This window comes from Streptomyces sp. NPDC005791, from assembly GCF_042871485.1.
GTDB lineage: Bacteria > Actinomycetota > Actinomycetes > Streptomycetales > Streptomycetaceae > Streptomyces.
Map to the genome: position 1 here is coordinate 332,151 of NZ_JBIAIP010000004.1, position 22,282 is coordinate 354,432.

Below are 22,282 nucleotides of genomic sequence, written 5' to 3' on the forward strand. Positions count from 1 at the left end.
CGGCGACGGCGACGGCGACGACGACTACGGAGACGGGGACGGAACGAGGCGTCACCGGGCCGGGCTTCTTGTGAGTTCGGCCCCAAGGGGGGCCGACGGGGGCGGGCGGCACGCATACTCGGGACATGACCGCGTATGACGCCATCGTCCTTGCCGGAGGGGCCGCGAAGCGCCTCGGCGGGGCTGACAAACCAGGGCTCCGCGTGGGCGGCCGTGCGCTGCTCGACCGGGTGCTCGCCGTATGTGCCGACGCCGGTTCCACCGTGGTGGTGGGCGGCCGCAGGCCCACCGTGCGCCCGGTCACCTGGACACGTGAAGTGCCGCAGGGCGGCGGACCGTTGGCCGCTCTCGGCGCCGGCGTACGACACACGGACGCGGAGAGCGTCCTGGTGCTCTCCGCGGATCTGCCCTTCCTGGGGGAGACGACTGTGCGCTCGTTGCTGGCCGCGGCGGAGCCGGGGGGCCGAGAAGGAGCCCTGTGCACCGATCAGGACGGTCGGGACCAACCGCTGGTAGCGGTCTACCGGGCGGAGCCGCTGCGCCGTGAACTGGCTCTCATCGCCACGGAACACGGGAGCCTCGCCGGTCTTCCGCTGCGGCTGCTGACGGCCGAACTGGACCTGGCCCGGATCCAGGCCGGTCCACTGGCTTCGTTCGACTGCGACACCTGGGAAGACATTGCTGCCGCCAGGGCGCGGATCAGGGAGCATGGGACCGTGCTGGACGAATGGATCACCGCAGTCAAGAACGAGCTGGGCATCACACTCGACGTCGACACCGACGTCCTGCTCGACCTCGCCCGTGACGCCGCGCACGGCGTGGCCCGGCCGGCCGCGCCGTTGACCACCTTCCTGGTGGGGTACGCGGCGGCGATGGCGAGCAGTGGGAAGAGTCCGGAGGCCGCCGCGGAAGCGGTGGCCGAGGCTTCCCGCAAGGCCACCGCCCTGGCGCTCCGGTGGGAGGAGGAAACGGAGGCCGGCAGCGGGCCCGGTACGCCATGACCACGCCCGGAGGTGAGGCGCGGACGGCCGCAGAGGAACGGGCAGCCGAAGGAAGAAGGGCAGCCGAGGAAGAGCGGGCAGCCGAGGAAGAGCGGGCTGTCGAGCAGGCTCTGGCTCTCGTCGGACGGCAGCCGCAGGCAGCGCAATCCTCGCCGGACCGGTACGACACGTCTGCTCCGGATCCCTCGCCGACACCGACGCCATCGGCATCACCCCTGCAACCCCCGGCCTCGGGCCCTTCCCGGCGACACGGAACCTCGCCGGGCAGTGGCTCCCCGTCCTCTCCGCACGCCCACCGGGCCGGTGCCACCGCCTGGGCCGGGGCGCGTGACCTGGCGGAGCGCCTCGGCCGTACCGCTTCCCTGACCGCCCACCGGCTGCCGCTGAACCGGGCTCTCGGGCACGTACTGGCCGAAGCCGTGGTCGCGCTCACCGATCTGCCGTCGTTCGACACCTCGGCCATGGACGGCTGGGTCGTCGCGGGACCGGGGCCCTGGTCCGTGCAGGGCGGGGAAGGGCTGCTCGCCGGACGCGGAACCACGAAGCCGCTCCCCGACGGGCAGGCGTTGCGGATCGCCACGGGCGCACGTCTGCCGGCGGACGCCACCGCCGTGATCCGCAGCGAGCACGCGCACCACGACGAGGCCAAAGCGCTGTTGCACGCTACCCGTGAGGTCGTCCCTGGCCAGGACATCCGTCCCCGAGGCCAGGAATGCCGGTCCGGTGACGAGCTCCTGCCCGTGGGAACCGTGGTGACCCCGCCCGTTCTCGGACTGGCGGCAGCCGCGGGCTACGACGCTCTCGTCGCCGTACCGCGGCCCCGCGTGGACATCTTCGTCCTGGGCGACGAGCTCCTCACGGCGGGGCTTCCACGCGAAGGGCTGATCCGGGACGCGCTCGGCCCCATGCTGGGTCCCTGGCTCCGCGCGTTGGGGGCCGACGTGGCCGAGCCCCGGCGGCTCGGCGACGATGCCGAGTCACTCCGTCAGGCCCTCGTCTCCTCCGATGCCGATCTGATCCTCACCACAGGTGGTACAGCCGCCGGCCCGCTGGACCATGTCCACCCGGTTCTGGCCCGGATCGGGGCGGAACTGCTGGTGGACGGGGTGGCTGTGCGTCCCGGTCATCCGATGCTTCTCGCGCGACTCGCCGAGGGCGGCCCCTGCCTGGTGGGTCTGCCCGGAAACCCCCTGGCCGCGGTGTCCGGCCTGCTGACGCTGGCCGAACCCCTGCTCCGGGGGATCGCCGGCAGGCTCCCGCAGGACCGTTACCACGTGCCCGTTCGCGAGGACGTGCATGGACACCCGCATGACACCCGGCTGATCCCTGTGGTCCATCGCGACGACAGTGTCGTGCCCCTCCATTACAACGGGCCCGCCATGCTCCGCGGGATCGCGGCCGCGGACGGGTTGGCCGTGGTGCCGCCCGGCGGGGTACGGTCCGGCACCGAGGTACAGATCCTCGATCTACTGTGGGCCTCGGCATCGCCGTGGACGGAAGGGTGTTTCACGTGAAACTTCCCGGCCACGACGCGATGGCCAGGCGGGCGGACGAACACGTCGTCCCGACGCGCGTGCTCCTGCCCCGGCGGGTGGTGGACAGACCCCTGCGCCAGGTGGCCAAGCGGCTGGCGATGGCCCTCGCGGTGCTGGCCATGACGGTCTTCATCGTCTGGGCCGACCGGGACGGCTACCACGACAACGCCGACGACAAGGTCGACTTCCTCGACGCCGTCTACTACGCGACGGTGACGCTGTCGACGACCGGCTACGGCGACATCGTCCCGTACAGCGACCCGGCCCGGCTCGTCAACGTCGTGCTGGTGACGCCGTTGCGCGTGCTCTTTCTGATCATCCTGGTCGGCACCACTCTCGAGGTCCTGACGGAACGGACCCGGGAAGACTTCCGGCTGAATCGTTGGAGAACCAACTTGCGCGAACACACCGTGGTCGTCGGCTTCGGCACCAAGGGCCGCTCGGCGATCCAGACGCTCTGTGCCACCGGCCTGGGGAAGGATCAGATCGTCATCGTCGATCCCGCCGGCAAGGTGATCGAGGCGGCCAACGCCGAGGGGTTCGTGGGTGTCCTGGGCGACGCGACGCGCAGCGACGTGTTGTTGCGCGCCGAGGTCCAGAAGGCTCGTCAGGTCATCATCGCCACCCAGCGCGATGACACCGCCGTGCTGGTGGCCTTGACCGCGCGTCAGCTCAACAAGGGCGCGAAGATCGTGGCAGCCGTGCGGGAGGAGGAGAACGCGCCACTGTTGCGGCAGTCCGGTGCTGACGCTGTGATCACCAGCGCGAGCGCGGCGGGCCGTCTGCTGGGGCTGTCCGTCCTCAGTCCCAGCGCGGGCACGGTGATGGAGGACCTCATCCAGCAGGGCAGCGGACTCGATCTCGTCGAACGTCCGGTGATAAAGGCCGAGGTCGGCAAGAACGTCCGGGAGACGGACGACCTGGTGGTCAGCGTCCTGCGCGGCCACCGGCTGCTCGGGTACGACGATCCGGCGGCCAGCCCCCTGCAGCTGACGGACCGGGTGATCACGATCGTGCGTGCCTCACCGATCCACACGCTGCCGACGAACCATCCGCACCAGCCCAATCAGCGCCTGTAGAAGCGGCCGCCGAAGCAGGTGCGGAAGCGGCCGCGGAAGCAGCCTTAGGGAATGGGCCCGGGACACGGCGCGGGCCGGTCGCCCCGTCCCGGACTTCGCACGGAGTAGCCTCGCGCCCATGTATGCGATCACGATCCCCGAACCCGGCGGTCCCGAAGCGCTCGTATGGGCCGAGGTCCCCGATCCTGTACCAGGCGAGGGCGAAGTTCTCGTCGAGGTCGTGTCCAGTGCGGTGAACCGGGCCGATGTCCTGCAGCGGCAGGGCTTCTACAACCCGCCGCCCGGCGCGTCCCCCTACCCCGGCCTGGAATGCGCGGGCCGCGTCGTGGCGCTCGGCCCCGGCGTGACCGGGTGGTCCGTGGGCGACGAGGTGTGCGGACTGCTCGCGGGCGGCGGGTACGCGGAGAAGGTCGCTGTGCCGGTCGGCCAGTTGCTGCCCGTACCGGACGGGGTGGACCTGGTCGAGGCCGCCGCACTGCCCGAGGTGGCGGCGACCGTCTGGTCCAACGTGTTCATGGTGGCCCACCTGCGCCCCGGCGAGACCCTTCTCGTCCACGGCGGGTCCAGCGGGATCGGCACGATGGCCATCCAGCTCGCCAAGGCCGTCGGCGCGCGTGTCGCGGTGACCGCGGGTGGTCCCGAAAAGCTGGCGCGCTGTCAGGAGCTCGGCGCCGACATCCTTATCGACTACCGCGAGCAGGACTTCGTCGAGGAGCTGCGCCAGGCGACGGACGGTGCGGGCGCGGACGTCATCCTCGACATCGTCGGGGCGAAGTACCTGGACCGGAACGTACGCGCGCTGGCCGTGAACGGCCGCCTCGCCATCATCGGCCTGCAGGGCGGCGCCAAGGGAGAGCTGAACCTGAGCGCCCTGCTGAGCAAGCGAGCCGCTGTCACGGCGACGTCGCTGCGCGCGCGGCCGCTCGCGGAGAAGGCCGCGATCATCGCGGCGGTGCGTGAGCACGTGTGGCCGCTGCTCGCCGACGGCGTCGTCCGGCCCGTCGTGGACCGCACGATGCCGATGGCGGACGCGGCGGAGGCTCACCGGCTCATGGAATCCAGCAGCCACATCGGCAAGATCCTCCTCGCCGCGCCGACGTCCTGACGCGAGCGGCTGCCCGCAGCGGACGCGACACGAGAAGCGACCGGCCGGCCGCGTTCACACATCATGGGCAAGCACCGGGGCCCGGCACACGCGAGGTGTGCCGGGCCCCGGTGCGTACCGCGGTCGGTGGAACCGAATGCTGCGGGACTGGGAGCTGGAGGGGCCGGGCTACAGGTACGGGCCGGAGCGCGCCGGTCCGTGCGGATCGACGCCGCCTTCCACGTCCTCATGCGCGACGCCCGGAGGAAGGGCACGGCGCATCTGCTCCAGCTGCGCACGGGCCGCCATCTGCTGGGCGAACAGCGCTGTCTGGATCCCGTGGAAAAGGCCCTCCAGCCAGCCCACCAGCTGTGCCTGCGCGATCCGCAGCTCGGCCTCGGAGGGGACGGACTCCTCGGTGAACGGCAGCGAGAGCCGTTCCAGCTCCTCCACGAGCTCCGGCGCCAGACCGTCCTCGAGCTCCTTCACCGAGCTCGCGTGGATCTCCTTGAGCCTGACCCGGCTCGCCTCGTCGAGAGGAGCCGCCCTGACCTCCTCGAGAAGCTGCTTGATCATGCTGCCGATGCGCATGACCTTCGCAGGCTGCTCGACCATCTCCGTCACCGGGATCTCGCGCGACTCGTCGTCACCGCCACCGCCACCGCCGCCGATAGCCATTCCGTCCTGCCCCACCACGAGGACTTGGGGGTGCTCCTGCGACCGTTCATTCCTCGGCATCTCCATGACGCCATTGTCGCGTACACCTGCGGCACGGCGCGGCGGTGCCCCCGGAAAGGATGCTCCACGGCTGTATCGGGGGTCGAGGGCGCCCTGGTGGGAGTAGCGGGGCCCCTTCTGGCAGAGGGGGTCAGTTGGCGCGTCGCATGCGGACGGCCAGAAACGCGAGCCCCAGTCCGACCAGCGCGATGCCGCTGCCCAGCGACACGTCCCGCACATGGCGCAGGCCCGGCTCGTCCAGCGCCTGCCGCTGTCGTGCTGTCTCGCCGGGCTCCGGGAACGCCTCGGGCGGCGGCGTGAAAGCGGGCACCTCTGCCGGGTCCGGGTCCGGCGGCACCTCGTCCGCCGCGGCCTCGGAGCTGGCGGCCTCCACGGGAGTGAGCGACCGTCCGGGCCGCGCCCGGCCCTCACCGGCCTGCCGCCCTGCGAGGGGTGCTTCCCCGGGGGAAGAGCCAGGGGATGGGGAGAGACCCCTGCCCGGGGCCACCGACGGCGCCAGGCGCCGCGGTCGTGCGTCGTCCCCCTGCGCCCAGGCGATCGGTCCGAGTGCCGTCCCGGCCGCCATCACCAGGCAGGCGACGCACCGTGACGACCGTGAAGCCCGGAGTGCAGGAGACATGGGATCAGCGTCACATGCCTCGATATGTCCGGCATCCCGAGTGCGTCAGGAAGCCGGGCCCCGATCCCGGCACGGGGCCGGCCCGTGGCCCGGGCCCCGATCCCGGCGTGGGACCAGCCCGTGGCGTCGCGCGGAGCGGTGGGGACAGCCGATCAGGCCGGGTCGCCCGTCGCGATCCGGAGTTCGAAGTGGGCGCCCCGCTCCGGCACGGCCGTGCCCGGGGTCGGGAACTGATCGATGACCTGGTCCTCGGCGTAGGTGTTGCCCTCCACCTCGATGACCTTGACCGTCCAGCCCGCTTCGCCCGCGCAGGACTTCGCGGAGTTGATGTCCTTGTAGACGAAATTGGGTGCCTGGACCTTCGCCGGATCGTTCGTGTCCTCCGGGGCGTCGGTGCAGGCATCCTCCTTCATCGTCCGGTTCCGCTCCGGGGGCTTGTGCTCGCCGGCGACGGAGGACTCGCCGGTACCCGGGTCGTCGCCCTTGCCGTTCTCCGATTCACCGTTCATGTTCAGGAAGGCGATCAGGCCGCCGATCGCGACCAGCGCGACCACGATCGACCCCACGACGACCGGCATGTTGCGCTTGGATCCCCCACCGCCCGGGCCTCCCATGGGCTGCGGGGACATCGAGTACGGCGGCGGGGTCTGCTGCTGCCCCGGGTGCGCGGGAGTCCCGTACGGCTGGGCCGCCTGCGGGTAGCCGTAGCCCGGCGTGGGCGCCGGGGTCGGTACGCCGTACGGGTACGGCTGCTGCTGGGGGTGCGGCTGGTACGGCGCCTGCACGCCCTGCGACGCGGGGGTCCCCTGGTCGACGGGCGGGAAGACCGCCGAGCCGACGCCCGAACCGCTGTTCGCCGGGGCGCCGCCGCCGATGATCACCGGGGCGCCCGCCGGGCCGCTCGCGCTCAGCACCCGCGCGATCTCGTCCTGCATCGCCGCGGCGCTGGGGAAGCGCTCGTTCGGGTTCTTCTTCAGCGCACGGGCGACGAGGGCGTCCATCGCGGGCGTGATCGCACGGTTGATGCTGGACGGGGCGACCGGCTCCTCCTGCACGTGCGCGTACGCGATGGCGAGCGGGGAGTCCGCGTCGAACGGGATGCGGCCCGTCAGCAGCTGGAAGAGCATGATGCCGACCGAATACAGGTCGGACCGGGCGTCGACGCCGCGACCGAGCGCCTGCTCCGGCGAGAGGTACTGCGGGGTGCCGACGACCATGCCGGTCTGGGTCATCGAGGTGACGCCCGACTGCATGGCCCGGGCGATGCCGAAGTCCATGACCTTGACGACACCGCGCTTGGTCATCATCACGTTGCCGGGCTTGATGTCGCGGTGGACCAGGCCCATCTCGTGGCTCGTCTCCAGGGCGGCCAGCACATCTGCTGTCACCTTGAGGGCCTTCTCGGCCGGCATCGCGCCGTACTGCTGGATGTCCGAGTGGAGCACGGAGCCGAGCGGCTGTCCCTCGACGTACTCCATGACGATGTACGGCATCACCGCGCCGCCGAGCTCGTCCTCGCCCGTGTCGAACACCGAGACGATGTTGGTGTGCTGCAGTTTGGCGACGGCCTGGGCCTCACGCCGGAACCGCTCGCGGAAGGACTGCTCGCGCCCCAGCTCCGTGTGCAGCGTCTTGATGGCGACCTGCCGGTCGAGGGCGGAGTCGTACGCGAGGTAGACGGACGCCATGCCGCCTTCGCCGAGCAGGTCGCGCAGCTGGTAGCGGCCGCCGGCCACGGAACCGCCCGCGTAGCGCCCCTGTGCGCCGTCGTGGCTCATGACTTGCTCCCCCTCGGCGCCCGACGGACGCGATCATCCCTATTACCGGCCAAGTCTGCCCGAGGGGTACGACACGTCAAGCCAGGTGCCCGTTCCGTGACCCTACGCACAAGAAGCGTCTCGGAAGCGTTACAGGAAGCGCATGGAATTTGCGCGTACGGCGCGCGAGCCGATTGGATGGCCCGTCACTCTGAAAATCCGGCGTGTCGGCCAGAGGCTGTAGCGTGACGTGGCAAATGCAGCAAGGCACCGTGAGAACCCGCGGACGCGCGGACAGATACGACGGCGAGGACTGATGGCACCCGAATCCGAAGCAAACGGCGGCGGGTTCTCGGATGGCACCGACTCCTGGGGTGTCGGCGGTGTGGTCGGAGACGGCCGTTACCGCATGACCCACCGGCTGGGCCGCGGCGGCATGGCCGAGGTCTACGCCGCGGAGGACGTCCGTCTGGGACGCACGGTGGCAGTGAAGCTGCTCCGTTCCGACCTTGCCGAGGACCCGGTCTCCAAGGCACGTTTCACCCGCGAGGCACAGTCGGTCGCGGGGCTCAACCACCATGCGATCGTCGCCGTGTACGACTCCGGCGAGGATGTCGTGGGCGGGTCGACCGTGCCCTACATCGTCATGGAGCTCGTCGAGGGCAACACCATCCGTGACCTGCTTCTCGAAGCCGAGGCCCCGCCGCCCGAGCAGGCGCTGATCATCGTCTCCGGTGTGCTGGAGGCGTTGGCGTACTCCCACCAGCACGGCATCGTGCACCGCGACATCAAGCCGGCGAACGTGATCATCACGCACTCCGGCGCGGTCAAGGTCATGGACTTCGGCATCGCCCGCGCGCTGCACGGAGCCCAGTCGACGATGACCCAGACCGGCATGGTCATGGGCACGCCGCAGTACCTCTCCCCGGAGCAGGCGCTCGGCAAGGCCGTCGACCACCGCTCCGACCTGTACGCCACCGGCTGCCTGCTCTACGAACTGCTCGCCCTGCGGCCCCCGTTCACGGGCGAGACCCCGCTCTCCGTCGTCTACCAGCACGTCCAGGACATGCCGGTCCCGCCCTCCCAGGTCGGTGCCGTCCCGCCCGAGCTGGACGGGCTCGTCATGCGTTCCCTCGCGAAGGACCCGGACGACCGGTTCCAGAGCGCCGAGGAGATGCGCGGCCTCGTCCAGTACAGCCTGCAGATGCTGCAGGTCCAGGGCGGCCACACAGGTACGTGGAACACCGGCCCGGTCAACGCGCACGACGCCGGTCACACGGCGGCGATGAACATCGGCGCCACGACGGCCATGGGCCACCCCACGCACGGGGACACCTCGCAGGGCCCGATCCTGCCGCCCATGAACCCTGACGACGGGGCGTACGCGGGCGGTCATCACAACGGCGGCGGCCGCAGCAAGATGTGGCTCTTCGTCCTGCTCGCGCTGATCGCGATCGGCGCGGGCGTGGCGTTCGCCGTCCAGGCGGCGAGCGGCGGCGACGACACCAAGAAGAAGCCGGTCACGCCCACCACGTCGAGTTCCCCCTCGCCGACCCCTTCGTCGGCGGAGCCGACGGACGAGGAGACGCAGGAGGAGACCGAGGAGCCGTCCGGTTCCACGGGTGGGCAGCAGTGGCCCACCGAGGAGTCGACGTGGACCCCGACGCAGAAGCCGACCGAGCCGAGTCCGCAGCCGACGGAGGAGACCCCCTCGCCGGACCCGGGTACGAGCGACGGCGGCAGCACGACGCCGGACGGCGGTACCGGTGACGACGGTGGTGCCGGCGACGACGGCGGCGCCGAGGACGGCGGCGCCGGCGATGACGCGGGAGGGGCGGCGGAGGGAGCCTCGGTCGGCACCTCGGTCGGCACCTCGACAGGCACCGCCGAGGGAACCACGGCGGGCTCCACCGCCGGCCAGTGACGACCGCCTTCACTCCGTGAAGGCCTCGCCCACCGCCTCGTACTCCCGCGTCCACCACACCGCCAGGGCCGACACCGCAGGGAACTGCGGGTCGGCCCTGCGGTCGTTCAGGCGGTAGCGCCAGCTCAGTATCCAGAAGTCGTTGAGGCGCTCCCACCACACCCGGTGCACCGCGGCCGCCAGCTCGGCCGCCCCGGCGCCCGCCGACCGCCGGTAGGCGCGGGCGTACGCCCGCACCTTCTCCAGCTCCAGCTCGCCGTCCGGCCGTACGAAGAAGATCGCCGCAGCCCGTACGGCCTCCTCCGCGCGCGGCTGGACGCCGAGCCGGTCCCAGTCCACGATCGCGACGGGGTCGGCGCCCTGGTAGAGCAGGTTCAGCGGGTGGAAGTCGCCGTGCACCCAGCCCCTGGCGGATCCCTCGGGAGTGGGCGGGCGGCGGTGCGCGTGCTGCTCCAGCAGGGCACGGCGTTCGACGAGACGGTGCACGGCGAGCTCGTCGAAGGCGTCCCGTGGGCCCAGGTGCCGCGCGGCCGTCAGCAGCTCGTCGATCAGCGTGAACGTGTCGGCGGGGTCGGGGCTCTGGCCGCGTACCGGAGGTGGCTGGTCCGCCTCCATGACCTGCTCCAGGCCCATGTGTACGGCTCCGAGGAGCGCCCCGAGGCGGCGCGACTGGGCGGTCGTCAGCTGGGCGCCGTCCCGGTGGAGGCCGTCGACCCATCGGTGCAGGGCGTAGCGCTGCCCGTCGATGACGGTGACCGTGTCACCCTGCGTGTCGGTCAGGGGCGGGGCCACCGGTACACCGAGGGAGTGAAGCTGCTGGGTCGCCCGGTGTTGCCGGACGATCGTGGCGTGGTCGCCGCTGGCGTCGTCGAGGTGATGTTTGTCGAGGTGGTGCTTCAGGAAGTACGAACCGCGGGTGGTGGACACGCGATAACCGTGGTTCAGCAGGCCTTTGTCGAGGGGCTCGCAGGCGAGGGGCTCACCGGCGTCGGGGTAGCGGCGCAGGACCTCGCCGACCGGAGGGACAGGCGGGTGGGTCACATATGAGCGCAGCACTTGCCACATGTTAGGTGACCCTGCGTGTCCGGTTTTACGGACTTGTGTCAAACGTCAAAGTGTGTATAAGGGCGAGTTCTGGATCGAGCCGCAGATACACCGGATCGAAGTCCTCGCCGTTCACTTCGGCCGGGCCGGGCCCGAACCGTCCGCGCTGCTCGGCGGCCGGGTGCACCATCTCGACGGGGCCGGTGAACTGCACCGACCAGAGGTCTTCCACGCCGCTGGACACGCCGCCGGACACACCGCCACCCAGGCCGCCGGAAGCGTCACCGGACGCGGCGGAGTTGCAGTTGTCCGCCCCGTAGGCGATGACACTTCCGTCGCAGGCCTCGTGGAAGCCGAGCCCCCGGTGCATCCGCAGGATGACACGGCCCTCGATGACCAGGTGCCGGGCCACCGCCAGGAAGGGCAGCGCGCGCATGCTCATGGCCAGACGGCCGTACCGGACGCTGCCGAGCAGCTCGATCGCCAGCAGCCTGTCCGCCGCCGAGGAGGCGGAGGCGGACGCGGCGGGGGAAGGGGCGGGCGCGGCAAGGACGGGCGGCCCGGCAGGGCCGGAGGAGTGGATACCCGTCGCCGTACCGGTGCCGGAGGGGCGGGAGGAGAGCATGCTCCCACTCTCCGCCACGGGTAGGAGCCGTGTAAGGGCCTGCCGCCCCGACGGGCAGGGACCAAAGTCCCCGCACCGCCCGCTCAGCGCTTCTCGGCCTGCAGCCTCGCCACGTACGCCGCCGCCTGTGCGCGCCGCTCCATGCCCAGCTTGGACAGCAGACTGGAGACGTAGTTCTTGATGGTCTTCTCGGCGAGATGCAGCCGCTCGCCGATCACCCGGTTCGTCAGTCCCTCGCCGATCAGATCGAGGATCTTGCGCTCCTGCTCGGTCAGCCCGGCCAGTCGGTCGTCGCCCTTGCCGTCCTTGCCCTCGCGCAGGCGCTCCAATACACGGGCGGTGGCCGCGGGGTCCAGCAGGGACTTGCCGGCCGCCACGTCGCGCACGGCGCCGAGCAGCTCGGCCCCGCGGATGGCCTTCAGTACGTACCCCGAGGCGCCCGCCATGATCGCGTCGAACAGGGCTTCGTCGTCGGCGTACGACGTGAGCATCAGGCAGTGGATGCTCTCGTCCGCCGAGCGGACCTCGCGGCAGACCTCCACCCCGCTGCCGTCCGGGAGCCGTACGTCCAGGACGGCGACGTCGGGACGGGTCGCCGGGATGCGGGCGAGCGCGTCCGCGGCCGTGCCGGCCTCGCCGACGATCTCGATGTCCTCCTCGGCGGTCAGCAGCTCATGCACTCCCCGGCGGACGACTTCGTGATCGTCGAGCAGGAATACCGTGATTTTTCCTTCTTCGCGCACATTCGCAGTCTCACACACTCCCTTCTGCTCCGCCCTTCCCTGCGACTGAGTACCGGGATAACGTGCCGTTGTTCCGGCCGCCTGCCGGGCCGTTACCAGTGCTGTGACCAGCGGGAGTTCGTGATTTTGGCGATTTACTTGGAAATCCAAGCAAAATCGCAGGTCACAAGGTGTTTCGCAGTTATGCGATGCACTGGGTAACGTGCTTATGACAGGACGCTCGCCGGGGCACCTGTCACGCCTGTTCCGGCCGAGTGGCACCCACCCCGTGCACGGGTCCGGACGCAGGCGAGCCGCACTGGTTCCCGGCCATCCCGGGGGCCGGACCGACGGAGGAGCACGCACGTGACCGTGGAGAGCACTGCCGCGCGCAAACCGCGACGCAGCAGCAAGCGGACCAGCGCCGCGAAGACGCCCGCGAAGACGCCGGAGCAATCCGGCCCCCAGCTGGTGCAGCTGCTGACGCCCGAGGGCGAGCGCGTCGAGCACCCGGAGTTCCAGATCGACCTGAGCGCGGACGAGCTCCGCGGTCTCTACCGGGACATGGTCCTGACCCGTCGCTTCGACGCCGAGGCCACCGCGCTGCAGCGTCAGGGCGAGCTGGGTCTGTGGGCCTCGCTGCTGGGCCAGGAGGCCGCGCAGATCGGCTCCGCCCGGGCGCTGCGCGACGACGACTACGTCTTCCCGACCTACCGTGAGCACGGCGTGGCGTGGTGCAGGGGCGTCGACCCGACCAATCTGCTCGGGATGTTCCGCGGCGTGAACCACGGCGGCTGGGACCCGAGCACCAACAACTTCCACCTCTACACGATCGTCATCGGCTCGCAGACGCTGCACGCCACCGGCTACGCCATGGGCGTCGCCAAGGACGGCGCGGACTCGGCCGTGATCGCGTACTTCGGCGACGGCGCCTCCAGCCAGGGCGACGTCGCGGAGTCGTTCACCTTCTCCGCCGTCTACAACGCTCCGGTCGTGTTCTTCTGCCAGAACAACCAGTGGGCGATCTCCGAGCCGACCGAGAAGCAGATGCGTGTGCCGCTCTACCAGCGCGCGCAGGGCTTCGGCTTCCCCGGTATCCGGGTCGACGGCAACGACGTACTGGCGTGCCTGGCCGTCACCAGGTCCGCGCTCGAGCGTGCCCGCCGGGGCGAGGGGCCGACCCTCGTCGAGGCGTTCACGTACCGCATGGGTGCCCACACCACCTCCGACGACCCGACCAAGTACCGGGCGGACGAGGAGACGGCGGCCTGGGAGGCCAAGGACCCGATCCTGCGGCTGCGCACGTACCTGGAGAAGCAGAAGTTCGCCGACGCGGCGTACTTCACCGCGCTGGACGAGGAGAGCGAGGCCCTCGGCAAGCGGGTGCGCGAGGTGGTGCGGACCATGCCCGAGCCCGACCGGCTGGCGATCTTCGACCACGCCTACGCCGACGGCAGCCCGCTCGTCGACGAGGAGCGCGCCCAGTTCGCCGCCTACCAGGCATCGTTCGCCGAGGAGGGCAACTAGCCATGGCCGCCACGAAGATGTCTCTCGCGAAGGCGCTCAACGAGTCGCTGCGCAAGGCTCTCGAGACCGACCCCAAGGTCCTCATCATGGGTGAGGACGTCGGCAAGCTCGGCGGGGTCTTCCGCATCACGGACGGTCTCCAGAAGGACTTCGGCGAGGACCGGGTCATCGACACCCCGCTCGCCGAGTCCGGGATCGTCGGTACGGCGATCGGCCTCGCCCTGCGCGGTTACCGCCCGATCGTCGAGATCCAGTTCGACGGCTTCGTCTTCCCCGCGTACGACCAGATCGTCACGCAGCTCGCGAAGATGCACGCCCGTGCCCTCGGCAAGATCAAGATGCCGGTCGTCATCCGCATCCCGTACGGCGGCGGCATCGGTGCCGTCGAGCACCACAGCGAGTCGCCCGAAGCACTGTTCGCGCACGTGGCCGGCCTGAAGGTCGTCTCGCCGTCCAACGCGAGCGACGCCTACTGGATGATGCAGCAGGCCGTCCAGAGCGACGACCCGATCATCTTCTTCGAGCCCAAGCGGCGCTACTGGGACAAGGGGGAGCTCGACACCGAGTCCATCCCCGGCCCGCTCCACAAGGCAGCCGTGGCCCGTGAGGGCTCCGACCTCACGCTCGTCGCGTACGGCCCGATGGTGAAGGTCTGCCTGGAGGCGGCTGCCGCGGCGCAGGAGGAGGGCAAGTCGGTCGAGGTCCTGGACCTGCGATCGATGTCCCCGATCGACTTCGACACCGTACAGACCTCGGTCGAGAAGACCGGCCGACTCGTGGTGGTCCACGAGGCGCCGGTGTTCTACGGCTCCGGGGCCGAGATCGCGGCCCGGATCACCGAGCGCTGCTTCTACCACCTCGAAGCGCCGGTGCTGAGGGTCGGCGGCTATCACGCCCCTTACCCGCCGGCCCGGCTCGAGGACGAGTACCTGCCGGGTCTCGACCGGGTGCTCGACGCCGTCGACCGCTCGCTGGCGTACTGAGGAGAGGGTTCGTGACGACGATGACCGAAACGTCTGCTCGCTTCCGTGAGTTCAAGATGCCCGACGTGGGCGAAGGGCTGACCGAGGCGGAAATCCTCAAGTGGTTCGTCCAGCCCGGAGACACCGTCACCGACGGCCAGGTGGTGTGCGAGGTCGAGACGGCCAAGGCCGCGGTCGAGCTGCCGATCCCGTACGACGGGGTGGTGCACGAGCTGCGCTTCCCCGAGGGCACGACCGTCGACGTCGGTGAGGTGATCATCGCGGTGGACGTGGCGCCCGGCAGCGGTGACGCCCCGGCGGCTCCCGCAGCGGTGCAGGAACCCGTGAAGGAGCCCGAGTCGGAAGCGCCCGAGGGCCGGAAGCCGGTGCTCGTCGGCTACGGCGTGGCCGTGACCTCCACCAAGCGCCGTGCCCGTAAGGGTGTCGAGGTCCCGGGTCCGGCCGCCGCCGCGGTCCAGGCCGAGATCAACGGCCACGGAGCGGTGGTCCCGGAGAGCCGGCCGCTCGCCAAGCCGCCGGTGCGCAAGCTCGCGAAGGACCTGGGCATCGACCTGGCGACGGTCACCCCGACCGGCGAGGGCGGCATCATCACCCGCGAGGACGTCCATGCGGCCGCCGCGCCGGCCGCCGCCGAGGCCCCCGCACCCGCGCCCGTACCCGCCGCGGTTCAAGCTCCGCCGGTGGAGACCGTCGCGGGTGCCCGGGAGACGCGTATCCCGGTCAAGGGCGTACGCAAGGCCATCGCGCAGGCCATGGTGGGCAGTGCCTTCACCGCGCCGCACGTCACCGAGTTCGTGACCCTCGACGTGACGCGCACCATGAAGCTCGTGGCGGAGCTCAAGGAGGACAAGGACATGGCGGGGGTCCGGGTCAACCCGCTCCTGATCATCGCCAAGGCGCTCCTGGTCGCGATCAGGCGCAACCCGGGGATCAACGCCGCCTGGGACGAGGCCAACCAGGAGATCGTGCAGAAGCACTACGTCAACCTGGGCATCGCCGCCGCCACCCCGCGCGGTCTGATCGTGCCGAACATCAAGGACGCCCACGACAAGACCCTGCCCCAGCTGGCCGAGGCACTGGGCGAGCTGGTCTCCACGGCCCGTGAGGGCAAGACGTCCCCCGCGGCCATGGCGGGCGGCACGGTGACCATCACGAACGTCGGTGTCTTCGGCGTCGACACGGGTACGCCGATCCTCAACCCGGGCGAGTCCGCGATCCTCGCGGTCGGGGCGATCAAGCTCCAGCCCTGGGTCCACAAGGGCAAGGTGAAGCCCCGCCAGGTGACCACGCTGGCGCTCTCCTTCGACCACCGGCTGGTCGACGGCGAGCTCGGCTCCAAGGTCCTCGCGGACGTCGCGGCGATCCTGGAACAGCCGAAGCGGCTGATCACCTGGGGCTGACGGCCTCAGCGGTACGTGTTTGCGGTGGGCCCGCGCGAAGGATGTGCGGGCCCACCGGCATGTCCGACCCTCGTAGCGCGACGTCGGCGAACACGGTCTTCCCGACGGTGCGTGGCTCGACGCCCCACCGGTCGGCGAGCTGCGCGACGACCATGAGGCCCCGCCCGTCACAGTCGTCGGCACCCGCCTCCCGTGGAGTCGTCCTCGTCCCCGCCGCTTGGGTAAGTTTCATAGCGGGTCTGCGTCGGCAATCGTAAGAACGACGGAAGGCCCTGCCCGCGCACCGCGCGGGCAGGGCCCTCGTCCGTCCGAGCAGCGGACCTACTTCTTGAACGCGTAGTCCATGAGCTTCTTCGCGTCCGTCGTCCGGCTCGTCGCGGACGTCGACGTGAGCACCGTGCCGATGACCGTCTTGCCGTTACGCGTCGCCGCGAAGACCAGGCAGTACTTGGCCGTCGGCCCGGAGCCGGTCTTCACACCGATCGCGCCGCTGTAGCTCCCCAGCAGGGGGTTGGTGTTCGACCACGACATGTAGCGGTAGCCACCGCTCTTCGTCGTGACCTTCTGCTTCGTCGACTTCGTCTTCACGATCGTGCGGAACGTGGAGTTCTTCATCGCGCTGCCGGCGATCTTCGTCAGGTCGCGCGGCGTGGAGTAGTTCGAGCCACTGCCGATGCCGTCGAACGAATCGAAGTGGGTGTTCTTCAGGCCGAGGCTCTTCGCCGAGGCGTTCATCTTGCCGATGAACGACTTCACCCGGGCCGCGCGTGTGGAGCCGGAGCCGAACTTGTCGGCGAGGGCGTACGCGGCGTCGCAGCCCGACGGCAGCATCAGGCCGTACAGGAGCTGGCGGACCGTGACCTTGTCGCCGACGATCAGCCGGGCCGACGAGGCGGTGTTCTTGACGATGTAGTCGCTGTACGCCTTCTGGACCGTGACCTTGGCATCGAGGTTCAGGTTCTTCTGCGCCAGGACCACCTTGGCGGTCATGATCTTCGTCGTGGAGCCGGTGGAGCGGCGGGTGTCGGCGGTTTTGCCGTACAGCGTCTTCCCCGTGCCGCTGTTCATCACGAAACCGCCCTTGGCGGTGATCGAGGGCGTCGGCGGAGCCGCCGCCTGAGCCGCGGTGGCGAACGCGCTGCCCGCCAGGACGGCACCCGCGGTGAGAGCCACAGTGGCGGCGATGCTGGCGCGGTTTATGTTCTTCAGACCGTTTTTCAAGTCGAATGCTCCAAATGCACCTGAAATGCGGCCACATGGGGTGCCGCTCGGTGATGAGACTCCTGAGGCGGCCGGATGGATGTGCTCACGTACGGGTGAATGTGCACACGCCTCGTCAGACCTCGGTTGATCCCTGTCGGAGAGGAATGTCGGTCAGCCGTACGACTTGAGCAGCGTGTCCAGCGTCCAGATCGTGGCCCGGACACCAGAGGTGCGGGCGAGGTACCGGTCCCGCTCGATCAGGATGTTCAGGTCACCGCAACCGAGGCCGTTGCAGGCATGCTCGATCAGGCTGCTGCCGGTGCTGCCGCCGTCGACCAGGGCCCGCAGATGCGCGGCATCCCACTCGACCTCGTTGAGCGCCCAGGGGGCGTTGCCCTCGATGACTGTGACCAGGACTCCGGAGAGCCGTTGCGCACACGAGCGGCGCGCTCGGCCGTCGGACACCTGGGCGATGTGGTTACCCGTCTCGATGATCGCGGTGACCGGAAGCAGAAGGTCGGTCTCCCGCTGTTCACGCTTGCTCTTGAGCTCGTCGATCACCTGCTTGCGGTCCTGACACTTCCCCGGCACCTCCAACAGGTTGCACAGGATCGACGTGTCGGTTCACCCGATCCCGAGGAGCCGGTCGAACTCCGCGTAGTCATGTTCGCCGCGGTCCTGCCGCACCAGCCTGTCGTAGGTCACCACGTCTCCCAGCGGTCCGGAGCCCATCGCCGAGGCATAGCCGTCGAGCTCTGTGAGCCGCGTCAGGAGGCTGGTGCCCGTCGTGCGGTCCCGCGAACAGACGATGACACCTTGGTGGTCGTCGCCGCTCAGCGCGGAGAGCAGCGCGGGGCTGTGGGTGGTGATCAGGACCCGGGTCGTGCTGCCGCCGGCCGCTTCCTGCACCAGGTGCAGCACCTCCCCGGCCTGGGAGGGGTGCAGCCCGTTTTCCAGCTCCTCGATGACCAGCGTGAGCGATCGGTCGGTGTCGTCGTCCGGCGCCGAGCCCAGATCCAGCCCCTCACCCCCGGTCAGCAGCGAGGTGGTGACCGCGAGGAACCTGAGCATGCCGTCACTCATCTCACGGGCGGGGGTGAGCCCCAGCGGCCCCTCGTCGAGGGCGAGCATGACGTCTCCCAGCTCGGACCTGGTGACGGCCAGCCGCTCGATGTCGTGATCGGCCAGACCTCTGAGGAGACTCACGAGGCTCCTGAAGGTCCCCGGGTCATGGCGTTTGATGTTGCCGATCGCCGCAGAAAGGTTTTCCGCCGTCCTGCGAAGACGGAAATCACGGGCCTGGACGTACTGCCGCATGAGATGCGGTACGGGATCCAGGTGGAACGCCCCGGTCAGCGCGGTCAGTAGGGCGTCGGCCGCCCACACGGTGTCGATCTCGCCCTCGCTGTCACCGGGCACCCGCAGGGGCAGCTGGGATGTGAGCAGCCGTGTGCTCCGGAAGGGGGCACTCGGGTTCCGGCCCCGCTTCCCGTTGTGCCATGAGGCGTCGATGTCCGCGCGGTGCGGGACCGGCTCTCCGCTCACGAGGAGCGGGCGGATGCCACCACTCGTGACGGGGCCGGTGAGTCGTTCCTCGATGATCTGGACCTCGGGCTCCACCTGGATCGTCACGTCGAAGGTGATGGGCCCGTACTCCGTACTCACCGTGCAGCCGAGCGAGAAGTGGTCCGAGCCGTGCGGTACGCAACCGTTCAGTCCACCGCGCACCGGGCCGGCGGCGCTGTGCCGGCTCTCGATCGCCTCGTTGACGTCGTCACCACGGGCCAGCCGTGAGAGGACTTCGAGGCCGTCCAGGGCATTTGACTTGCCGCTGCTGTTCCGTCCGATGAGGACGGTCAGGGGGGCCAGCGGGAGCACCGCGCCATGGAAGCTCTTGAACGCGGTGAGACGTACCTCTTCGATGGCGTGGCCTGTCACCTCATCAACCTAGCGCAAGCCGCAGCGCCCCGGGCGGGTGAGCGGCCCGCGTGCCACGGCGCCTTCGGCGGTCCAGGATCCGGACGGCGCACCCATGCGCGCATGTTGTATCTATGCTGTGTTCATGCCTGCCGCACCCACCGCCGCCCTCGCCCGTAAGGCGGACCCGAAGCCTCCGCCCGCAGCCGAGCGGGTCTACACCCACATCAAGGAAGCCGTCCTCGACCGCCGCTACGAAGGCGGCACCTTCCTCACCGAAGGTGACCTGGCCGAGGCCGTCGGCGTATCCCGGACCCCGGTGCGGGAAGCGCTGCTGCGCCTCGAGGTCGAAGGGCTGATCAAGCTCTACCCGAAGAAGGGTGCGCTGGTGCTCGCGGTCTCCGCGCAGGAGATCTCGGATGTGGTGGAGACCCGGCTGCTGGTGGAGGAGTTCGCCGCGCGCAAGGCCGTGCCCGCGTCGGCGCAGCTGATCGCCCGGCTCGAACAGCTCCTGGAGGAGCAGCGGCAGCTGGCGGAGATCGGTGACCTGGCCGCGGTCGCCGTCAAGGACCGCTGTTTCCACGCCGAGATCGTGAAGAACGCCGGCAACGAGATCCTCTCCCGCCTCTACGACCAGCTCCGCGACCGGCAGCTGCGGATGGGCGTCGCCGTGATGGAGGCGCACCCCGGCAGGATCGCCGCCAACATCACCGAGCACGGTGAGCTGCTGGACGCCATCAGGTCCGGTGACGCCGAGGGCGCCGCGCAGGTCGTGCGGCGCCACGTCAGCCGGGTCAAGGTGCTGGTCCGGGGTGATGACCGATGAGCTCCGCGGCCCCCACCCTGTCCCTGCCCGGAGACCCGCCGGGCGGCCGTCGTGCCGTGTGGGTCTGGGGCATCGGTGTCGTCGTCTACTTCGTCGCGATCATCTTCCGTACGAGCCTGGGCGTCGCCGGACTCGACGCCGCCGACCGGTTCGACGTCAACGCCTCGGCCCTGTCGACGTTCTCCATCCTTCAGCTGCTCGTCTACGCCGGCATGCAGATACCCGTGGGTCTCCTGGTCGACCGCCTCGGCACCAAGAAGGTCCTCACCATCGGAGTGGTGCTCTTCACGCTGGGCCAGCTGGGCTTCGCGCTCTCCCCCTCGTACGGGATGGCGCTGGCCTCCCGCGCGCTGCTCGGCTGCGGTGACGCGATGACCTTCATCAGCGTGCTGCGGCTCGGCGCCCGGTGGTTCCCGGCCCGGCGTGGACCGCTGATCGGGCAGGTGGCCGGCCTCTGCGGGATGGCGGGCAACCTCGTCTCGACCCTCTTCATCGCCCGCGCGCTGCACGGGTTCGGCTGGACCACGACCTTCGTCGGCAGCTCACTCGCGGGCGTGGTGGTGCTGGTCCTGCTGCTCCTCTTCCTCAAGGACCACCCCGAGGGCCATGAGCCACCGCCCGCCGAGCACGCCGGAGCGGCGTACGTGCGCAAGCAGATCGCCACTTCGTGGCGGGAGCCGGGCACCCGCCTGGGGATGTGGGTGCACTTCACGACGCAGTTCCCCGCGATGGTGTTCCTCCTGCTGTGGGGCATGCCGTTCCTCGTCGAGGCGCAGGGGCTGAGCAGGGGTACCGCCGGCGAGCTGCTGACCCTCGTGGTGCTCTCCAACATGGTGGTGGGGCTCGTCTACGGCCAGATCATCGCCCGCCACCACGCGGCGCGTGCCCCGCTGGCTCTGGGCACGGTCGCGATGACCGCGCTGCTGTGGGCGGCCACCATCTTCTACCCCGGCGACCACGCGCCGATGGGGCTGCTGATCACCCTGTGTGTGGTGCTCGGCTGCTGCGGTCCGGCCTCGATGATCGGCTTCGACTTCGGCCGTCCGGCCAATCCTCCGGAACGCCAGGGCACCGCCTCCGGCATCGTCAACATGGGCGGCTTCGTCGCGTCGATGACGACGCTGTTCGCGGTCGGAGTCCTGCTGGACGCGACAGGGGACAACTACCGCATCGCGTTCGCCTCGGTCTTCGTCCTGGAGGTGCTCGGCGTCGTGCAGATCCTGCGGCTGCACGCCGGCGCCACGCACCGGGAACGCGACCACCACGTCGTCAGCCGGGTCGAAGCCGTACACGTGCCCGCCTGACAGCCGCCTTGGCGAGGCCCTGGCAGTCGTCCCGGCGGCGCGCCCGTCCCGGCCCGTACACGGGCGGGCGCCGCCGGTGACGGCGTCACGGGGTCACGGGGTCACGGCGAAGTGGCGCAGGATCTCGGCCGCCAGGTCCTGGTCGCCCTCGATCGTAATCAGGTCCCCCACGGCCTGGGCGCGGACCCGCCCGCAGGCCAGCCGGTAGTACGTCTCCCAGTCCATCGCCAGGGTCGCCGCGGGGCCGAGCGACGGGGCGCCGTCGACCGAACCATGCCCCTCACCGTCGACCCTGACCGTGCGCAGGAACTCCAGCGGGCCGTGCACATCGAAGACCACGGCCGAATGGGGCGGGGCGCCCGCGTCCTTGGCGACCACCTTCGCCAGTCCGGCCAGCAGCGTGTCCCGCACGATCAGTGCGCCGGGAGAATCCAGATTGCCGGGCTGTCCCAGCGTCGTCCGCAGATCCTGCTCGTGCACCCAGACGTCGAAGGCCCGCATGTGCAGTGCCAGTTCGAGCGTCTGCTCGGCGCCCAGCGGCGCCCGCACCATGGTCTCGGGGGCCCGCGACTCGTTGCGCAGCTGACGCATGCGCCGGATGAGCGTGTACTCCAGCTCCGAGGTCATCTCCGGCGCCGTGTGGTGGCGCCGGACGTCGACCTGCATCTCCATGTAGCGCTGGTGGTCGTTCTGCACGTGGTAGAGGTCGCGGGGCAGTGTGTGGATCGGGCGAGGGTCGCCGAGCTGCTCGCACTCCATGCCGATGACGTGCGAGACGATGTCGCGCACCGACCAGCCCGGGCAGGGCGTCCGGCGGTTCCACTCCCCCTCGACGAGCGGCTTGACCAGCTCGGATATCGACTCGACGGAGTGGGTCCAGGCATCGGCATAGGTCTGGAGGCTGGGATGGACGGTCACGGGACCCCTCGTGCGGTTCTGCGGTGCATGGGCTGGAGAGCAGGGAGTGCCGGACGGGACGGCCGGCACCGACGGT

Annotated in this window: 20 protein-coding genes; 10 read left to right on the top strand and 10 right to left on the bottom strand. The window is 70.1% G+C overall.

Features of this window, described 5'->3' with window-relative positions; all coding sequences use genetic code 11:
- The first annotated feature begins 125 nt into the window (after window positions 1–125).
- From ACFYSH_RS11075 to ACFYSH_RS11090, 4 genes are all read left to right on the top strand, one after another.
- A complete protein-coding gene (locus ACFYSH_RS11075; RefSeq protein WP_359463503.1) occupies window positions 126–1,001 on the top strand; it encodes an NTP transferase domain-containing protein in 876 nt (291 codons plus the stop codon).
- A complete protein-coding gene (locus ACFYSH_RS11080; RefSeq protein WP_359463500.1) occupies window positions 998–2,515 on the top strand; it encodes a molybdopterin molybdotransferase MoeA in 1,518 nt (505 codons plus the stop codon). The genes ACFYSH_RS11075 and ACFYSH_RS11080 overlap by 4 nt, the downstream gene beginning before the upstream one ends.
- Window positions 2,473–3,615, top strand: a complete 1,143-nt coding sequence (locus ACFYSH_RS11085) for a potassium channel family protein (protein WP_388751910.1) — start codon at window positions 2,473–2,475, stop codon at window positions 3,613–3,615. Before ACFYSH_RS11080 ends, ACFYSH_RS11085 begins: the two co-directional genes overlap by 43 nt.
- Window positions 3,616–3,733: 118 nt before the next feature.
- Window positions 3,734–4,720, top strand: coding sequence for an NAD(P)H-quinone oxidoreductase (locus ACFYSH_RS11090; RefSeq protein WP_359463495.1), 987 nt, complete (start codon window positions 3,734–3,736; stop codon window positions 4,718–4,720).
- Window positions 4,721–4,888: 168 nt separating this feature from the next.
- Here the strand turns inward: ACFYSH_RS11090 and ACFYSH_RS11095 are convergent, their stop codons facing one another.
- From ACFYSH_RS11095 to ACFYSH_RS11105, 3 genes are all read right to left on the bottom strand, one after another.
- On the bottom strand, window positions 4,889–5,443 hold the full coding sequence (locus tag ACFYSH_RS11095; RefSeq protein ID WP_359463492.1) for a bacterial proteasome activator family protein: 555 nt from the start codon (window positions 5,441–5,443) through the stop codon (window positions 4,889–4,891).
- A gap of 124 nt (window positions 5,444–5,567) precedes the next feature.
- Entirely contained in the window at window positions 5,568–5,810 is a 243-nt protein-coding gene (locus ACFYSH_RS11100) for a hypothetical protein (protein WP_359463490.1), read from the bottom strand.
- 398 nt (window positions 5,811–6,208) lie between these two features.
- Complete coding sequence (locus ACFYSH_RS11105; RefSeq protein ID WP_359463488.1) at window positions 6,209–7,834, bottom strand: protein kinase; 1,626 nt, start codon at window positions 7,832–7,834, stop codon at window positions 6,209–6,211.
- A 295-nt stretch (window positions 7,835–8,129) separates the two neighbouring features.
- On the opposite strand from ACFYSH_RS11105, the gene ACFYSH_RS11110 reads away from it, so the two are divergent.
- A complete protein-coding gene (locus ACFYSH_RS11110) occupies window positions 8,130–9,737 on the top strand; it encodes a protein kinase (protein ID WP_359463485.1) in 1,608 nt (535 codons plus the stop codon).
- A 9-nt stretch (window positions 9,738–9,746) separates the two neighbouring features.
- Here the strand turns inward: ACFYSH_RS11110 and ACFYSH_RS11115 are convergent, their stop codons facing one another.
- The 3 genes from ACFYSH_RS11115 to ACFYSH_RS11125 all read right to left on the bottom strand — a co-directional run bounded on the left by ACFYSH_RS11115 (window position 9,747) and on the right by ACFYSH_RS11125 (window position 12,149).
- Complete coding sequence (locus ACFYSH_RS11115) at window positions 9,747–10,802, bottom strand: phosphotransferase (protein WP_359463482.1); 1,056 nt, start codon at window positions 10,800–10,802, stop codon at window positions 9,747–9,749.
- Between the two features lie 25 nt (window positions 10,803–10,827).
- The gene (locus tag ACFYSH_RS11120) at window positions 10,828–11,406 is read right to left on the bottom strand and encodes a hypothetical protein (RefSeq protein WP_359463479.1); all 579 of its coding nucleotides are present in this window, start codon (window positions 11,404–11,406) and stop codon (window positions 10,828–10,830) included.
- Between the two features lie 83 nt (window positions 11,407–11,489).
- Window positions 11,490–12,149 (bottom strand): response regulator transcription factor, encoded by a 660-nt coding sequence (locus ACFYSH_RS11125; protein ID WP_359463476.1) that lies wholly within the window; start codon window positions 12,147–12,149, stop codon window positions 11,490–11,492.
- 345 nt (window positions 12,150–12,494) lie between these two features.
- On the opposite strand from ACFYSH_RS11125, the gene pdhA reads away from it, so the two are divergent.
- From pdhA to ACFYSH_RS11140, 3 genes are read left to right on the top strand one after another with little or no spacing between them, the layout of a single operon-like run.
- Window positions 12,495–13,655, top strand: a complete 1,161-nt coding sequence (gene pdhA / locus ACFYSH_RS11130; protein ID WP_359463473.1) for a pyruvate dehydrogenase (acetyl-transferring) E1 component subunit alpha — start codon at window positions 12,495–12,497, stop codon at window positions 13,653–13,655.
- A gap of 2 nt (window positions 13,656–13,657) precedes the next feature.
- Window positions 13,658–14,638 (top strand): alpha-ketoacid dehydrogenase subunit beta, encoded by a 981-nt coding sequence (locus tag ACFYSH_RS11135; protein WP_359463471.1) that lies wholly within the window; start codon window positions 13,658–13,660, stop codon window positions 14,636–14,638.
- Between the two features lie 11 nt (window positions 14,639–14,649).
- The gene (locus ACFYSH_RS11140; protein WP_359463469.1) at window positions 14,650–16,038 is read left to right on the top strand and encodes a dihydrolipoamide acetyltransferase family protein; all 1,389 of its coding nucleotides are present in this window, start codon (window positions 14,650–14,652) and stop codon (window positions 16,036–16,038) included.
- Window positions 16,039–16,359: 321 nt separating this feature from the next.
- Here ACFYSH_RS11140 and ACFYSH_RS11145 read toward each other — a convergent pair whose 3' ends face one another.
- The 3 genes from ACFYSH_RS11145 to ACFYSH_RS11155 form a co-directional block, all read right to left on the bottom strand.
- Window positions 16,360–17,259: a serine hydrolase gene (locus tag ACFYSH_RS11145; protein WP_359463466.1), complete on the bottom strand. Its 900-nt coding sequence runs from the start codon at window positions 17,257–17,259 to the stop codon at window positions 16,360–16,362.
- Between the two features lie 153 nt (window positions 17,260–17,412).
- Window positions 17,413–17,832 (bottom strand): hypothetical protein, encoded by a 420-nt coding sequence (locus tag ACFYSH_RS11150; RefSeq protein ID WP_359463463.1) that lies wholly within the window; start codon window positions 17,830–17,832, stop codon window positions 17,413–17,415.
- 33 nt (window positions 17,833–17,865) lie between these two features.
- A complete protein-coding gene (locus ACFYSH_RS11155) occupies window positions 17,866–19,179 on the bottom strand; it encodes an AAA family ATPase (RefSeq protein WP_388751914.1) in 1,314 nt (437 codons plus the stop codon).
- 124 nt (window positions 19,180–19,303) lie between these two features.
- Here ACFYSH_RS11155 and ACFYSH_RS11160 point away from each other — a divergent pair, with 124 nt between their 5' ends.
- Both ACFYSH_RS11160 and ACFYSH_RS11165 read left to right on the top strand, forming a co-directional pair.
- Window positions 19,304–19,984 (top strand): GntR family transcriptional regulator, encoded by a 681-nt coding sequence (locus ACFYSH_RS11160; RefSeq protein ID WP_359463457.1) that lies wholly within the window; start codon window positions 19,304–19,306, stop codon window positions 19,982–19,984.
- Window positions 19,981–21,288: an MFS transporter gene (locus ACFYSH_RS11165; RefSeq protein WP_359463454.1), complete on the top strand. Its 1,308-nt coding sequence runs from the start codon at window positions 19,981–19,983 to the stop codon at window positions 21,286–21,288. Before ACFYSH_RS11160 ends, ACFYSH_RS11165 begins: the two co-directional genes overlap by 4 nt.
- A 93-nt stretch (window positions 21,289–21,381) precedes the next feature.
- On the opposite strand, the gene ACFYSH_RS11170 is transcribed toward ACFYSH_RS11165, so the two are convergent.
- Window positions 21,382–22,206, bottom strand: a complete 825-nt coding sequence (locus tag ACFYSH_RS11170; RefSeq protein ID WP_359463451.1) for a maleylpyruvate isomerase family mycothiol-dependent enzyme — start codon at window positions 22,204–22,206, stop codon at window positions 21,382–21,384.
- Window positions 22,207–22,282: the final 76 nt, after the last annotated feature.